Origin of the sequence: Marinobacter sp. ES-1, from assembly GCF_000475255.1 — a bacterium.
GTDB classification, from domain to species: domain Bacteria; phylum Pseudomonadota; class Gammaproteobacteria; order Pseudomonadales; family Oleiphilaceae; genus Marinobacter; species Marinobacter vinifirmus.
Genome location: NZ_AXBV01000030.1, coordinates 1 through 14,782 on the forward strand (window position 1 = coordinate 1; position 14,782 = coordinate 14,782).

The following is a 14,782-nucleotide window of genomic DNA, read 5'->3' on the forward strand; positions in this document are numbered from 1 at the left end:
GCACGTCCGTGTGACGCTTGGGCTCCGCCATCCATGGCTCCGCACATTTTTGGGAGGGGGCCCTGAAGCCGCTCCGCGGACAATTGAATAGGCCGTCTGGTGTGGGCATTTGCACGGCGTTTCGAGCGCGTTGGTGGGGGCCGCTTCCCAAAAGTTTCGGAGGCCATGGATGGCCGGAGACAAGCGCCCATGGATGGCTTGAGCGCCTTTTGGGAAGCGGACCCCACCAACGTGCGCCCGGCACAGAGTCGAATTGAGGCCAGCGCCAAACTCCGGATTAGCTGAAATATAGAGCATAACCAACGGGAATGCGATGGATGAAAAAGATGAATTGAGGTTATGTCAGGCGGAAGAGTAAGATAGAGGCATCAAAGCAGAAACAGAAACCCCCAGAGAGTGAGAGAGAACCATGGCGGGCAAGACTTTATACGACAAATTGTGGGACGACCATTTGGTCAAACAGCGGGACGACGGCTCCGCGTTGATTTACATCGACCGTCAGTTGCTTCACGAAGTAACCTCACCGCAGGCATTCGAAGGCCTTCGGATTGCGGGTCGCAAGCCCTGGCGGATTGATGCCAACATCGCGACACCGGACCACAACGTGCCGACCACCGATCGTGACCGGGGCATCGACGGCATTGTGGACCCAGTTTCCCGCACCCAGGTGGAAACCCTGGACAAGAACTGCGACGAATTCGGGATCCTGGAATTCAAGATCAAGGATCAGCGCCAGGGCATCGTACACGTGATCGGGCCGGAGCAGGGTGCGACCTTGCCGGGCATGAGTATCGTGTGTGGTGATTCCCATACCTCCACCCATGGTGCCTTTGGTTGCCTGGCCCACGGTATCGGTACCTCTGAAGTTGAGCATGTTCTGGCCACCCAGTGCCTGGTTCAGAAGAAGATGAAGAACATGCTGGTGAGGGTGAACGGCAAACTTGGCGCGGGTGTGACCGGCAAGGATGTGGTTCTGGCCATCATTGGTAAGATCGGCACCGCTGGCGGTACCGGTTACGCCATCGAGTTTGGTGGTGAGGCGATCCGTGGTTTGAGTATGGAAGGCCGTATGACCATCTGCAACATGGCCATCGAGGGCGGTGCCCGTGTGGGTATGGTGGCGGTGGATGACACCACCATCGAGTATGTGAAAGGCCGCCCGTTCTCGCCCAAAGGCGAGACCTGGGACAAGGCCGTTGAATACTGGCGTACCCTGCACAGCGACGACGACGCGGTTTTCGACAAGGTGGTTGAGCTCGACGGCACGGCTATCCAGCCGCAGGTGAGCTGGGGCACGTCTCCGGAGATGGTGGTTGGTGTTGAAGGCGCGGTGCCGGACCCGGCGAAGGAAGAGGATCCCATCAAGCGCGAGGGGATCGTCCGCGCGTTGAAGTACATGGGGCTTCAACCGAATCAGAAGATTACCGATATCCAGCTGGACCGGGTGTTTATCGGTTCCTGCACCAACAGCCGCATTGAAGACTTGCGCGAAGCGGCTGCGGTGGTAAAAGGCCGCAAGGTGGCCGCCAGCCTGAAGCAGGCCATGGTGGTTCCGGGTTCCGGCCTGGTGAAAGCTCAGGCGGAGCAGGAAGGCCTGGACAAGATCTTTATCGAGGCAGGTCTGGAATGGCGTGATCCGGGCTGCTCCATGTGTCTGGCCATGAACTCCGACAAGCTGGGGCAGGGCGAGCATTGTGCGTCTACCTCCAACCGGAACTTCGAAGGTCGTCAGGGCTTTGGTGGGCGTACCCACCTGGTGAGTCCCGCCATGGCGGCCGCTGCGGCGGTAACCGGCCATTTCGTTGATGTCCGTGAATTGATGCACTGAGCCACAGGAGAGAGACCATGCGCGCATTTACGCAACACCAGGGCATTGTCGCCCCCATGGACCGTTCCAATGTGGACACGGACATGATCATTCCCAAGCAGTTTCTGAAGTCCATCAAGCGCACGGGCTTTGGCCCGAACCTGTTTGATGAACTGCGTTACCTGGACGAGGGCAAGCCGGACCAGGATTGCTCCAACCGGCCCCTGAACCCGGATTTCGTGCTGAACCAGGACCGTTACAAAAACGCCAGTGTGCTGCTGGCCCGGGCTAACTTCGGTTGTGGCTCCAGCCGCGAACACGCGCCCTGGGCGCTGGATGATTTCGGGTTCCGGGTGATTATTGCGCCGAGCTTTGCCGATATCTTCTACAACAACTGCTTTAAGAATGGCTTGTTACCCATTGTTCTGGAAGAAGAAGTGGTCGACAAGCTGTTCAGGGAAACCGAAGCGAACGAAGGCTACCAGCTGACCGTTGACCTGGAAGCCAGGACCGTGACCACGCCGTCTGGCGAGTCGTTCGGTTTTGATGTGGATGACTTCCGTCGCCATTGTTTGCTGAATGGTCTGGACGACATTGGTGTAACGCTGGAAGATGCCGATACCATTCGCGCCTACGAAGAGGCTCGCCGCAAGACGGCTCCCTGGCTGTTTAACGCTGGAAACTGATTAACAAGGATTTGGATATGTCCCGTAATGTATTGCTTCTGCCGGGTGACGGCATTGGTCCGGAAATTGTTGCCGAGGCAGAAAAGGTTCTGCACAAGGTGAATGATCAGTTCGGCCTGGGCCTGAGTTTTGAATCGGCCCTGGTTGGCGGTGCGGCAATTGATGAAACCGATACCCCGCTGCCTGACGAAACTCTGGAGAAGGCTCGTAAAGCGGACGCGATCCTGCTGGGCGCCGTAGGCGGTCCGAAGTGGGACAGCCTGCCGATGGCCAAGCGCCCGGAGAAGGGCCTGCTGGGCTTGCGCTCCAACCTGCAGCTGTTTGCCAACCTGCGCCCGGCCATTCTGTACCCGCAGCTGGCGTCTGCGTCTTCCCTGAAGCCGGAAGTGGTTTCCGGGCTGGATATCCTGATCGTGCGCGAGCTGACCGGCGGTATCTATTTCGGCCAGCCCCGCGGTGTGCGTGAGCTGGAGAACGGTGAGCGCCAGGGTTACAACACCTATCAATATACCGAATCCGAGATTCGCCGGATTGGCCGGGTTGCCTTCGAGGCAGCCCAGCAGCGCGGTAAGAAGCTGTGTTCTGTTGACAAGGCTAACGTGCTGGAAGTCACCGTGCTGTGGCGCGAAATCATGGAAGACCTCAAACGGGAATATCCAGACGTGGAGTTGTCCCACATGTATGTGGACAACGCCGCGATGCAGCTGGTTCGGGCGCCCAAGCAGTTCGATGTGATTGTGACTGGTAACATGTTTGGTGATATTCTTTCTGACGAAGCGGCTATGCTCACCGGCTCTATCGGCATGTTGCCGTCTGCGTCGCTGAACTCTGAAAAGCAGGGCATGTACGAGCCTTGCCACGGTTCGGCACCGGATATCGCCGGCAAGGGCATTGCCAATCCGCTGGCCACCATCATCAGTGCAGCCATGATGCTGCGTTACAGCCTGAATGAGGAAGAGGCCGCAGCGGCGATTGAAGCGGCGGTCAGCAAGGTGCTGGATCAGGGCCTGCGTACCGCAGACATCATGTCTGATGGCGGCAAGAAGGTCTCCACCCGCGAAATGGGTGAGGCGGTTCTGAACGCACTTTAAGCCAGGCTTGATCCGGCAAACCGAGACCCGACAGCGGCGCGATGCTGCCGCTGCGGGATCATCCATCCTGTCCCTGCCAGCGATAACGGTAATGGGCGGGCATAATGTGAGGTTCAAAGGTCGCACATGAAGCGAGTTGGACTTGTAGGTTGGCGTGGCATGGTAGGCTCAGTCCTCATGCAGCGCATGCGTGAAGAAAACGATTTTGCCGATATCGATCCGGTGTTTTTCACCACTTCCCAGGCAGGGAAGCCGGCCCCGGACGTAGGCAAGGAAGGTGTACCTCCTCTGCAGGACGCCTTTGATATCGACACCCTGAAAGGCATGGATGTGATCGTGACCTGTCAGGGCGGCGATTACACCACCGAGGTTTACCAGAAGCTGCGTGATGCCGGCTGGGACGGCTACTGGATTGATGCCGCATCTACCCTGCGGATGGCGGATCATTCCGTGATCGTGCTGGACCCGGTTAACCGTAACGTGATTGATGCGGCCCTGGATAAGGGCGTAAAGGACTATATCGGCGGTAACTGCACCGTGAGCCTGATGATGCTGGCCCTGGGTGGCCTGCTGGAGCAGGACCTGATCGAGTGGGTTTCTCCGATGACATACCAGGCGGCATCCGGCTCTGGTGCCCAGAACATGCGTGAATTGCTGAACCAGATGGGTGCGCTGAACGAAAGCGTGAAATCTGAACTGGCCGATCCGTCATCCGCCATCCTGGAAATCGACCGCAAGGTGACCGACACCATGCGTTCCGGTGATTTCCCCACAGAGCACTTTGGTGTTCCGCTGGCTGGCAGCCTGATTCCATTTATCGACAAGCAGCTCGATAACGGCATGAGCAAGGAAGAGTGGAAAGCGGGTGTGGAGACCAACAAGATTCTGGGCCGCTCCGGCAACCCGATCCCCATTGATGGTATCTGCGTGCGTATTGGCGCTATGCGTTCTCACAGTCAGGCTCTGACCATCAAGCTCAAGAAGGATCTTTCGGTTGCTGAGATCGAAGGCATCCTCGCCAAGGGCAACGACTGGGTGAAGGTGATCCCGAACGATCGTGACGCCACCATGCAGGAACTGACCCCGACCAAGGTGACCGGTACCCTGGGTATTCCCATTGGGCGCATCCGGAAACTGGCCATGGGGCCGGAATACATTTCAGCGTTCACCGTGGGTGACCAGCTGCTTTGGGGTGCCGCTGAACCGCTGCGCCGCATGCTGCGGATTCTGCAAGAGCGTTAAGAAATGTTACGCAGGGGCAATTAATGCCAACTGTGTCCGGTTTTTAGCAAACCGGTCTGGGGCGGAGGCTGATTTCAGCGTCCGCCCCTGTTATTTTCAAGGGCAGTAAGGAGTTCCGCCTGACAGGTCAGGAATCAGTGCAAGGATTGCAGCTGATTGATTGATAAAAGGGGACTTATCATCAATACTTTTCCCACCATAGTTAGACTTACGATATAAAAACGAGAAATAACAAGACGAAACGTCATCCAACCTCGTCCGATTCTGTTGAAAGTCAGCAGTAACGAATAACGGAGACTGGAAAGGAAAAAGCATGAAGGTACGCAAGCTTGCGGTTGCCCTGGCGCTGGCGGGAGGGCTTGGCTCCGGCATGGCACAGGCCCTGGGACTCGGTGAAATCGAACTGCAGTCCTGGCTGAATGAGCCCCTGGACGCAGAAATCTCACTCAGGCAGAGTGCGGGTGTGGATCCGGGTGATGTATTCGTCAATGTGGCACCGGAGGCTGCTTATCAGCGGGTAGGCCTGGAGCGGAACCAGTTTCTGAGTAAGCTGAAGTTCGAGGTGGTAACGGGCTCCGATGGCAACCTGGCCATCAACGTGTCGTCCCGTGAACCGGTGCGGGAACCATACCTGAATTTCCTGCTGGAACTGACCTGGCCCAGTGGCCGGCTGATGCGGGAATATGCCGTTCTGGTTGATCCACCGGTCTATGCTGAAGAGTCCGGTGTGCGGGAGCAAGTGAGCGCGCCTTTGGCGTCAGCAACTTCTGCGCCGGCGCGCCAAACCACTACCCGGAGTGCGGAATCCGTTCGTCGCCAGGCGGAGGCCCAGCGAGCGCCGGTCCGGCGCTACCAGGCTGAAACCTTCGGCCCGACCGGGCCATCAGACACTCTCTGGACCATTGCCCAGCGCATGCGGCCGGATGGTTCTGTGTCTATGCAGCAGGTGATGCTCGCTATCCAGGATCTCAATCCGGATGCGTTTATCGATGGCAATATCAACAAGCTCAAGCGCGGCCAGGTGCTTCGTGCTCCAACCCTGGACCAGATCCAGAGCCGCACCCGGGCCGAGGCCGACCGTGTTGTTGCCCGACAGAACGAGGAATTCCAGTCTCCACGCCCTCTAGATGCAACCCGCACCGCCCAGGCCGAAACAACTCCGGCCCAGGCCGCTGGCACTGCCGGCACCGATGAACTGAAGCTGCTGGTAGCCGAAGAAGAAGCGTCTCCGCGTTCAGATGAGGAGAGTGGCTCTGCCGGAGGTGATGGCGATCAGGCGGGCGGTGCAGACGCCGGTAATGCCGTTGCCATGGAAGAGCTTGATGCGACCCGCCGTGAAAACGAAGAGCTTTCCAGCCGCCTGCAGGATATGCAGGAACAGGTTCAGACTCTGCAACGCCTGCTCGAGTTGAAGAACAGCCAGCTGGCAGAGCTTCAGCAACTGACCGGGGAAGACACTTCGGCAACGGAAGGTGAAGCCGGTGCAGGCGGACAGGCAGAGGAAGCTGAAGAGGCTGTAGAAAGCGCCGCTACAGCCGGCGGTGAAAGTACTGACACCGTGGCCGGTATGGCTGAAGCCGGGGCGGAACCTGCTGAAGCAGAAGCCTTGGTTGATGCCGGTGAAGAGAGTGCTGCGGAAGCCGGTGAAGGCGCCGGGGTTTCGGCCACCGATGCCGCTCCGCAGGCAGGCACAGGCTCTGCTGACGCCGGTTCTGCTGAAGTTGCAGAACCTGTTGAAACGGATACCCCTGTCGCGGCTGCCGCCCCGGCCCACGAAGAGCCCAAGCGCCAGACCCAGCCGTCGCAGACCTCACCTGCCAAAGAAAAAGGCTTCTTCGGCCAGTTCATGGACACCATTCTGGGCAATCCGATGTACCAGATTGCGCTGGGTGGTGGCCTGATTCTGCTGCTCCTGTTGTTGCTCCTGATTGCTCGCAAGAACGCCAAGCGCGAGCAGGATTTCTACGATGAGTTCAATCGCGGTGAAGACGATGCTGCAGAGGATTCGGTAGATCTGGGAACGGCCGCGGCCGCTGCCAGTCAGGACGAAACCTCCGACGTGTTGGCTGAAGCCGAGACCTATATGGCCTACGGTCGTAACGACCAGGCCATCGAGGTTCTGGAAACCGCGATTTCCCGTGAGCCTAGCCGGGCAGACCTGCGCCTGAAGCTGTTGTCTGTCTATGCAGACAACCAGGACCGTGACGCCTTCGAAAGGCAGTATGGTGAAGTAGCCGCCCTGGAAGATGAGGCCGCCCTGCAAGAAGCGGAAGAGATTCGCAGCCGCATGGATGAAGTGGAGTCGATGCCCAGCATTGACGACCTGGAATCCCAGCTGCGTTCCGATTCCTTCAGTATGTCGGATGACGAGCCGGAGCAGGCCCAATCCTTCGAGGTGCCGGAGCAGGAGTCAGAAATGGACTGGTCGCTGTCGGATGAGCTCAAGGCCGATGAATTTGAAGCCGCTGCCGATGAAGTCAAGGAAAACGAGTTTGGTGAGCTGGAATCTGACAGCGCCGTGGAAACAGACGCAGACGATTACTCCGTTGAATTCGATCTCTCTGACTTTGAACTGGAAGGCGAAGATACCGGCCTGGACCAGCTGGACGCCGGGCAGCCGGAAAAGGCGGATGATGAAGATCTGAGCCTGGAACTGGGTGAACTGGAAGAGCTGGTCGAAGCCGAGCAGCCGGATGAGTTGGGTAGTCTGGAAAATCCTGCCACCGAGGAAGCTGCAAGCGAACAGCCTGCTGAGGACGAGCCCGAACTGGGCCTTGAGGGTGAATCTCTGGATGAGTCGTTCCTGGACGAGCTGGACGCCGAGCTCGAGAAAGTATCCGGAGAAGAAGGCTCCCTGGAAGAGCTGGACCTTGAAGATTCTTCCCTTGATGAGCTGGAGCTGGACGTTTCCGACGAAGACCTGGCCCTGATGGAAGAATTCTCCGAAGACAGCGAGAGCCCGGAGGTCGACGAAGAACTGGGCCTTGAAGATGCCCTGCAGGAACTGGAGACCGAAGAAGATCCTCTTGGCGACGTGCCGGTTGTTGAGCCTGAACCCGAGGCTGAGGCGGTCACTCCCGCTACCGGACTGGATATCGACGAAAGCGATCTTGAAGACGACGACTTCGATTTCCTGGCCGGCACCGATGAGGCTGCCACCAAGCTCGACCTGGCCCGTGCCTACATCGAGATGGGTGACAGCGACGGTGCCCGTGACATCCTGGAGGAAGTTGCGCTGGAAGGTAACGATGATCAGAAAGCCGAGGCGCAGGAGCTCCTTAAAAATCTTTCCTGATCCGTTATAATCAGTTCCATCGTGGCAACAGCGCCGGCCTTAGTGCCGGCGCTTTGTTTTTCAGAAGACATCATTCCGGGCTGACCCTTGTTCCTGACTCCACAACCACTGACCACAGACAACGCCATCGGTAGCGGCCGTGTTGCCATTGCCTTTGAATACGACGGCCGGCGCTTCCACGGCTGGCAGTTCCAGAAAAGCGGCGTGCGATCAGTGCAGGCCGAACTGGAAAAGGCTGTGGCAAAGGTGGCCGATCATCCGGTGGACCTGGTGTGTGCCGGCCGGACCGATGCCGGGGTGCATGCCAGTTTTCAGATTGCCCATTTTGATACTCCCTCGGTACGAAACCTCCGGTCCTGGGTGATGGGTATGAACACTGCCTTGCCTGACGACATTGCCGTGCACTGGGCCGGCAACGGGGTCGACGACTTTCATGCCCGTTTTTCTGCGGTTTACCGCCGCTATCGGTATATCATTTACAACCACGCGGTCAGGCCGGGAATCCAGCGAGGGCAGGTGAGCTGGAACTTTCGCCCGCTGGACGAACACAGAATGCACCAGGCTGCGCAGGCGCTTATCGGCGAGCACGATTTCACCTCATTCCGGGCCGCCGGCTGCCAGTCCCGGACACCGGTTCGTTACATGGAGCGGATTTCGGTAACCCGAAGTGGCAGTTATGTCGTAATTGATGTGCAGGCCAATGCGTTTTTGCACCATATGGTTCGTAATATAGCCGGTGCCCTGATGGATGTGGGCACAGGAAAGGAATCGGTGGACTGGGTTGGCGACGTGCTTGAGGCAAGGGATCGCAAGCTTGCCGGGGTCACTGCACCTCCACACGGGCTTTACCTGGTGGATGTGGGGTATCCTGACGGGTATGGTATTCCGAAAGCCCTGTGCGGGCCCGGTTTCGCCAGTCCCTGGTTTTCAGCCGAGGCGAACCAGCCTATTCCGCCAAGCCATACTCACCCGAAACAGCCGGTAACGGAATCATGACAACCCGCGTTAAGATCTGCGGCCTGACCCGGCCAGAGGATGTGGAAGCGGCCATTCGCGCCGGTGCAGATGCCATTGGCCTGGTGTTTTTCGACAAAAGCCCCCGGGCAGTGTCCCTGGAGCAGGCCAGGCAGCTTGCGGTCAGGGTTCCGGCCTTTGTTACGCTGACGGGATTATTTGTTAATCCCGATCCTACCCTGGTCAAGCAGGTGCTTGAACAGGTGCCGCTGGACTTGTTGCAGTTTCACGGCGACGAAACGCCGGAATTCTGCGCCTCTTTCGGGCGGCGCTGGATTAAAGCGATCCGGGTTCAGGAAGCCGGCCAGATCGAACAGGCCTTCGTGGACTACCAGAATGCCTGTGGTCTGCTGGTGGATGCCTGGGATCCGGACCGTTACGGCGGTACAGGTCATTCCTTCAACTGGCAGCTGATTCCGGAACAACGGCCGCTGCCCCTGATATTGGCCGGTGGTTTGTCATCTGCTAACGTAGCCAGCGCTATCGAGCAGGTACGGCCCTGGGCTGTCGATGTGAGTGGTGGGGTAGAGCAGAGTAAAGGCAGGAAAGACGCCACCAAACTATCCGAATTCATTAAAGAGGTTCACCGTGTCTGTAAAACTGACTGAAGAAATGCTCAAAGCGCTTCCCGATGCGAAAGGCCACTTCGGTGCCTTTGGTGGCCGGTTTGTATCGGAAACCCTGATGGACTCCCTGATGACGCTCGAGCGGGAGTATCTGCGCCTGAAAGACGACCCTGAGTTTCAGGCTGCGTTCGACAAGGATCTCGCTGATTATGTAGGCCGCCCAAGCCCTCTTTACTTTGCCGAGCGCCTGACCCGGGAAACCGGTGGTGCCCAGATCTGGCTGAAACGGGAAGACCTGAACCACACCGGCGCCCACAAGGTGAACAACACCATCGGCCAGGCGTTGCTGGCCAGCTTCCTGGGCAAGAAACGCATTATTGCGGAAACCGGGGCCGGCCAGCATGGTGTGGCCACGGCTACCGTGTGTGCCCGTCTGGGTCTCGAATGCCACGTGTTTATGGGCTCTGAAGACGTCAAGCGCCAGTCCCTTAACGTGTACCGGATGAAACTGCTGGGTGCCACGGTGCATGCCGTTGAGAGTGGTACCAAAACCCTGAAAGACGCCATGAACGATGCCATGCGTGACTGGGTAGCGAACGTCGATGAGACGTTCTACATCATCGGCACCGTGGCTGGCCCGCATCCGTACCCGTTGCTGGTGCGCGATTTCCAGTCTGTAATCGGCCGTGAAACCCGGCGCCAGTCGCTGGAGAAAACCGGCAAACTGCCGGATGCCCTGGTAGCCTGCGTGGGTGGGGGTTCCAACGCAATCGGAATGTTCTACCCGTTCCTGACCGACGAATCTGTTGAGCTTTACGGCGTGGAAGCCGGTGGCCTGGGTATTGAAACCGGCCAGCATGCCGCACCCCTGTGTGCCGGCCGCCCGGGCGTACTGCACGGTAATCGTACGTACCTGATGGAAGACGAAAATGGCCAGATTGCCGGTACCCATTCGGTCAGCGCAGGCCTGGATTACCCGGGTGTAGGGCCCGAGCACGCCTGGTTGAAAGATATCGGCCGCGCCCACTATGTTTCGGTCACCGACGAAGAAGCGCTGGACGGTTTCCGTAAGCTCACCCGGATTGAAGGTATCATGCCCGCACTGGAGTCCTCCCATGCTGTGGCCTACGCCCTCAAGCTGGCTGCCACCATGGATAAAGACCAAATGCTGGTCATCAATGTCTCCGGTCGTGGCGACAAAGATATTCACACCATTGCCCAATTGGATGGCATCGAGATCTGAAGGTATCAGGAGCAGGCATGAGCCGAATTGAAGGTGTACTGAAATCACTGAAAGAGCAGGGCCGGAAGGCCCTGATCCCCTACATCACGGCCGGTGATCCGCACCCGGATCAGACCGTGGGCCTGATGCACACACTTGTGGCGGCGGGTGCCGATATCATCGAGCTGGGCGTGCCGTTCTCTGACCCGATGGCAGACGGCCCGGTTATCCAGCTGGCCTGTGAGCGGGCGCTCAAGTCCAACACCTCGCTGCGCCAGGTGATCGGCATGGTGAAGGAGTTCCGCAAAACCGATAACGACACGCCCGTGGTCCTGATGGGTTACCTCAACCCCATGGAAGCCATGGGCTATGAGGCCTTCGCCGATGCTGCTGCCGACGCCGGCCTTGACGGCGTGTTGACGGTAGATCTGCCGCCGGAAGAGGCGGACCAGGTAGCGCCGTTGTTTGCCGAGCGTAAGCTCGATCCGATCTTCCTGCTGGCGCCGACCACTACCGATGAGCGGATCCGGGCAATCAGTGAGCACTCTTCCGGCTATGTGTACTATGTTTCTATCAAGGGTGTGACCGGCTCTGCCAGCATCGACGTCGACGAAGTGGCCCGGAAAGTGGCCCATGTGCACGAGCTGACCGCTCTGCCGGTAGGTGTCGGCTTTGGAATCCGCGATGCCGAAACTGCCGCCGCAGTAGGCAGAGTATCCGATGGTGTAATTGTTGGCAGCGTGCTGGTGGATACAATAGCCCGACACCAGACAGATCCGGAAGGTCTTCGCAAGGCTCTGACCGATCTGTTGCACCCGATGCGCGAGGCTCTGGACAGTCTCTCCTGAGTTAACGGCGTCCAGGCATCAAAGGACAGGATGAAAGCATGAGTAACTGGCTGGAAAAGATCATGCCGAGCAAGATTCGCTCGGAATCACGGCAGCGTACCGGCGTGCCGGAAGGTTTGTGGAAGAAGTGCCCCAAGTGCGGTGCCTTCCTGTACAAGCCGGAGCTCGAGAAGAATCTCGATGTTTGCCCGAAGTGTAACCACCACATGCGGGTGAGCGCCCGCCGTCGGCTGGATATCTTCCTGGACAAAGATGGCCGTGAGGAAATCGCGGCAGACCTGGAGCCCTCCGATCGCCTGAAGTTCAAGGATACCAAGCGCTACAAGGACCGCCTGTCGGCAGCCCAGAAAGCCACGGGCGAGAAAGACGCACTGGTGGCCTTCAAAGGCACGACCATGGGTGTTCCGCTGGTTGCCTGCGCCTTTGAATTCAATTTCCTGGGCGGTTCCATGGGCCAGGTGGTGGGTGAGAAGTTCGTCCAGGCTGCCAATGTGGCCCTGGAGCACCGTATTCCCCTGGTGTGCTTCTCTGCCAGTGGTGGTGCCCGTATGCAGGAAGCGATCCTGTCGCTGATGCAGATGGCGAAAACCGCTGCGGTCCTCGAGCGCATGAAGGAAGAGGGCATCCCCTACATTTCCGTGCTCACAGACCCGGTCTTCGGTGGTGTGTCTGCCAGCCTGGCCATGCTGGGCGATCTGAACATTGCCGAGCCCTACGCACTGATCGGCTTTGCCGGCCCGCGGGTTATCGAGCAGACAGTGCGCGAGAAACTGCCGGAAGGCTTCCAGCGCAGCGAATTCCTGCTGGAGCACGGTGCCATCGACATGATCCTGCATCGTCATAACATGCGTGAGCGTATTGCCCACCTGCTGGCCAAGTTCACCGGCGGTGAGAAGCCGGGGACCGAGGCTCCGATCGAATTCGAAATTACCGAGAAACCCGATACAGATGAACCCTCCGGGCACTGATCCCTCTCCGGCGCCGGCATCCAGCCCCGGCGCCGGGGCTTCCGTTCAGGACTGGCTGAACTGGCTCGAAGCCATCCATCCTACCGAAATCGACCTTGGCCTGGATCGCGTTCTGGTGGTTCTTCGCCGCCTGTTCCCGCGCAAGCCCAATGCCCGGATCATTACCGTGGCGGGTACCAATGGCAAGGGCACCACAGTTGCGACCGTGGAAAAGCTTTTGCTGGCAGCGGGCCGTACCACCGGGGCTTATACCTCTCCGCACCTGCAGGATTACAACGAGCGGGTTCGCCTGAATGGCACGGATATTCCAGACCCTGTACTGGTGAGCGCCTTCGAGAAAGTGGAAAAGGCACGGGGCAAGGTGTCGCTGACCTATTTCGAGTTTGGCACCCTGGCTGCGTTTGTTGCATTTGCCGATGCCGGCGTGGAAGACTGGATACTCGAGGTTGGCCTGGGCGGCAGGCTGGATGCCGTGAACGTGCTGGATGCTGATTTCGCAGTCATTACCTCCATTGATATCGACCACATCGGCTTTCTGGGCGATAACCGTGAAGTGATCGGCTTTGAGAAGGCCGGCATTCTGCGGCCCGGTATCTTTGCCGTGTGTGCGGACCCGGAGCCGCCGGCTTCGGTTCTTCAGCAAGCGGCCGCGCAGAAAGTGAACCTTCAGGTAACCGGAAGGGATTACCAGCTGGCACCAGCCAATGGTGATACCAATACCGTTGAACTGACAGTAGCGGGAGATCACATCAAGCTTCCGGCCGGCCCCCTGCCGGTACAAAGTGTTGCCGCAGCGGTTGTGCTGGCTCGTAAGTTGCTGCCAGATGTGGCGCCGTCATCGCTGGGTGATATTGCCCGAACGGTTAGTGTTCCCGGGAGATTCGAGCTGCTCGCTAGAAGTCCGTTTGTGCGCGCAGACGTTGGCCATAATCCCCACGCGGCGCGCTGGCTTTCCGGGCAGGTCTCGGCTGGTCGCCGTAAAGGCTCAAAGGTGCATGCGGTCTATGCGGCACTGGCAGATAAAGACGTAGAAGGCGTGATGACGGCCATGAAATCTGTGGTCGACCAGTGGTATTTCGCCGGGCTGGACGTTCCCCGTGGCCTCGCCGTTGACCAGCTGGTTTCCCATGCGCGCGCTTGTGGCATCACCGATGGTGAGGGGTATGGCTCGGTCAGTCAGGCGTTGGATGCGGCTATCGCCAATGCCCGTCCGGATGACTGTATCGTGGTGTTCGGTTCTTTCTATACTGTTGCCGAGGCCCGGGCAAAGTTGGCGGGTGCCGGTTCTTAAACTTTGTCCATTCCCGTGCGGTGGGCTTGGACTTGGCGCAGGTGGCGGTTAGTATCGTGGTGAACGGATAATGAACGGGAGCCGTCAACGGTGGATGGATTGAAGCAACGGATAATCGGCGCGCTGGTACTGATTTCACTGGCGGTTATTTTTGTCCCGATGATTTTTGATGAGCCGCACTCGGAACGTCAGTCCACACCGATCACCATCCCTGAAGAGCCGCCGTTCCCGGAAGTGGATATGCCGGCCCAGCCGGACGCCGGGAATTTCGAAGAGCCTGAAGCAAGCGGTTCGAGCGTCGGTTACCGAATGGTTGAAGAGCCTGCAGGGGCCGATACCGCGGTGGCGGAAACAGTTGAAGAGCCAGCTTCTCAAACAACTGCGGAAGCAGCTCCTGCGCAAACAGCTCCGCAGGCAGAACCACAGCAAGCGCCAGAGCCGCAGCAGGCAACCGAACCGGTGGCCAGTGCGAGTGAGCCCGAGCAACCCAAGGAGTTCTCCAAAACCCTTGAGGGAGCCTGGATTGTTCAGCTTGGCAGCTTCGGCAACGCCGATAATGCCCGGCGCCTGCGGGACAAGGTGATCGAGATGCAATACGGCGCGCACCTGCAGCAAGTAACCCGTGGTGACACCGAACTGACCCGCGTGTTCAGCGGCCCCTTCGTGAGCGAAGCGGAAGCCAGGAAAGCAAAGGCTATTCTCGACAAGGAATTTAATCTGAACAGTCTGGTGACCACTGGCGGCAAATAATC

12 protein-coding genes are annotated in these 14,782 nt (G+C 58.6%); all 12 read left to right on the top strand.

Annotated elements, in window-relative coordinates; all coding sequences use genetic code 11:
* The first annotated feature begins 409 nt into the window (after window positions 1-409).
* The gene (gene leuC / locus Q668_RS03150; protein ID WP_022988148.1) at window positions 410-1,828 is read left to right on the top strand and encodes a 3-isopropylmalate dehydratase large subunit; all 1,419 of its coding nucleotides are present in this window, start codon (window positions 410-412) and stop codon (window positions 1,826-1,828) included.
* Between the two features lie 17 nt (window positions 1,829-1,845).
* A complete protein-coding gene (gene leuD, locus Q668_RS03155; RefSeq protein ID WP_022988149.1) occupies window positions 1,846-2,493 on the top strand; it encodes a 3-isopropylmalate dehydratase small subunit in 648 nt (215 codons plus the stop codon).
* Window positions 2,494-2,510: 17 nt separating this feature from the next.
* Complete coding sequence (gene leuB / locus Q668_RS03160; RefSeq protein WP_022988150.1) at window positions 2,511-3,584, top strand: 3-isopropylmalate dehydrogenase; 1,074 nt, start codon at window positions 2,511-2,513, stop codon at window positions 3,582-3,584.
* A 126-nt stretch (window positions 3,585-3,710) separates the two neighbouring features.
* Window positions 3,711-4,826, top strand: a complete 1,116-nt coding sequence (asd, locus tag Q668_RS03165) for an aspartate-semialdehyde dehydrogenase (protein WP_036219074.1) — start codon at window positions 3,711-3,713, stop codon at window positions 4,824-4,826.
* Between the two features lie 313 nt (window positions 4,827-5,139).
* Window positions 5,140-8,121, top strand: coding sequence for a FimV/HubP family polar landmark protein (locus Q668_RS03170; RefSeq protein ID WP_022988152.1), 2,982 nt, complete (start codon window positions 5,140-5,142; stop codon window positions 8,119-8,121).
* An 87-nt stretch (window positions 8,122-8,208) separates the two neighbouring features.
* Window positions 8,209-9,117, top strand: coding sequence for a tRNA pseudouridine(38-40) synthase TruA (gene truA, locus Q668_RS03175; RefSeq protein WP_022988153.1), 909 nt, complete (start codon window positions 8,209-8,211; stop codon window positions 9,115-9,117).
* Complete coding sequence (locus tag Q668_RS03180; protein ID WP_022988154.1) at window positions 9,114-9,743, top strand: phosphoribosylanthranilate isomerase; 630 nt, start codon at window positions 9,114-9,116, stop codon at window positions 9,741-9,743. The genes truA and Q668_RS03180 overlap by 4 nt, the downstream gene beginning before the upstream one ends.
* Window positions 9,736-10,944, top strand: a complete 1,209-nt coding sequence (gene trpB, locus Q668_RS03185) for a tryptophan synthase subunit beta (protein WP_200861340.1) — start codon at window positions 9,736-9,738, stop codon at window positions 10,942-10,944. The genes Q668_RS03180 and trpB overlap by 8 nt, the downstream gene beginning before the upstream one ends.
* Window positions 10,945-10,961: 17 nt before the next feature.
* Window positions 10,962-11,771 (top strand): tryptophan synthase subunit alpha, encoded by an 810-nt coding sequence (gene trpA / locus Q668_RS03190; RefSeq protein WP_022988156.1) that lies wholly within the window; start codon window positions 10,962-10,964, stop codon window positions 11,769-11,771.
* A 38-nt stretch (window positions 11,772-11,809) separates the two neighbouring features.
* A complete protein-coding gene (gene accD, locus Q668_RS03195) occupies window positions 11,810-12,739 on the top strand; it encodes an acetyl-CoA carboxylase, carboxyltransferase subunit beta (protein ID WP_022988157.1) in 930 nt (309 codons plus the stop codon).
* The gene (gene folC / locus Q668_RS03200; protein WP_022988158.1) at window positions 12,720-14,030 is read left to right on the top strand and encodes a bifunctional tetrahydrofolate synthase/dihydrofolate synthase; all 1,311 of its coding nucleotides are present in this window, start codon (window positions 12,720-12,722) and stop codon (window positions 14,028-14,030) included. The genes accD and folC overlap by 20 nt, the downstream gene beginning before the upstream one ends.
* A gap of 90 nt (window positions 14,031-14,120) precedes the next feature.
* Complete coding sequence (locus Q668_RS03205; protein WP_036219075.1) at window positions 14,121-14,780, top strand: SPOR domain-containing protein; 660 nt, start codon at window positions 14,121-14,123, stop codon at window positions 14,778-14,780.
* Window positions 14,781-14,782: the final 2 nt, after the last annotated feature.